1 protein-coding gene is annotated in these 1,214 nt (G+C 63.4%); it reads right to left on the bottom strand.

The window, feature by feature from the left end; genetic code table 11:
• Positions 1–92: 92 nt before the first annotated feature.
• Positions 93–1,094: a DUF499 domain-containing protein gene (locus tag P3T29_RS32630; RefSeq protein ID WP_280720300.1), complete on the bottom strand. Its 1,002-nt coding sequence runs from the start codon at positions 1,092–1,094 to the stop codon at positions 93–95.
• Positions 1,095–1,214 lie beyond the last annotated feature (120 nt).

Genomic DNA, 1,214 nt, shown 5'->3' with positions numbered 1-1,214 from the left:
CACCCGCCGAATACGAAGCCAAGTACTACAGCCAACAGCCAAACCTGCAGGTCACAGCCACAATCTAGAGTCTCTGAAGAACCCGCAGCGATTCACTGCGGCCTCTCCAATCGACTGGAGAGCTCCTCCGCGATAACCCGCTCCGCAAGATCGATGTGGTGCGGATGAATCAAGTAGGTGTGGTCGGGTTGCTGAGCCCACAGCCGACGGACCACCCGGGCAAGGAGTCGCAGCGCACCGCGGGTGCGCTGGAAATTCGGGATCGTAGACAGACGCTTGTCCAGGATCCGAATGAGAGCGGGATGGAACGGGTAGGTTCGTGCCACTTCCGATGCCCAGCCACTGCCGACCATGCCCTCGGGAAGGTCAAGGCCGCCGGCGTTGGCCGCATCGGCGGCTTCCGCGTACGCCTTGGCTGCCGCAGCGGCGGCGTTCCCGCTCTCGAGCTGTTTAAAGAGACGACGGGCGAGGATCTTCGGGAGGTCTGGTTCCTCACTAGGGCGGAGGACCAGTTCCTTGCGTGCCATGAGCGACCGCGCCTCGTTGATGGCCTCCAGGACATCGCTGGTTGCCTCGCCGAACGCGTCAGTCACCCCGGTGGTGGTGATCACTAGCGCGGCGTGTGGCAGACCGTCGACTGCCTCCATAAGGGCCATCAGGAACGCTGTGGTCTGGCTGGCGAGCGTGGTCTCGCCGACCCGCACGCCCTTGGCGACGTGGTAGTAGCGAGCGATCTCGTCAATGAGTAGCAGCGAGGGACGGTCTCCGAGCATCCGTTTGATCGCATCGGATCCCGGGGCGGTCAACGCCTCGTCATCTGCTCGAACGAACTCGTACCCGGCAGCACCACCGACCTGAAGGGCCAGGTATCCCCAGACGGTATGAGCGTTGATGCCTGCGACTTCTGGAAAGCTCAGCGCACCGGTGCTGGTGCCTACGAATGCACCCACCTGATCCACCGGATCCGCCGGGAGCAGCGAGGCATCCATGAACTCCGCCGCCCGGCTTACATCGAGTCGCCCTCGGGCCGCGTGGAACAGAGCAATGAGGTTGTGCGTCTTACCTCCGCCGAGGTTAGTCTCCAGCCGGATCACGCTGGCGCCATCCGGCTTGCCACCGCTGACCTCGGATATTCAGCGCCAGTGGCTCGCGCGGTGACGTGATCAAGGAAGGGTGCTCCCGGCCTGCGAGGATGTGAGTGTCGAGTTCACGTT

It is taken from the genome of Kitasatospora sp. MAP5-34 (assembly GCF_029894335.1).
Taxonomy (GTDB): Bacteria; Actinomycetota; Actinomycetes; order Streptomycetales; family Streptomycetaceae; genus Kitasatospora.
Note: the sequence above shows the minus strand (reverse complement) of the source record. Positions and strands in the feature narration are given on the sequence as shown.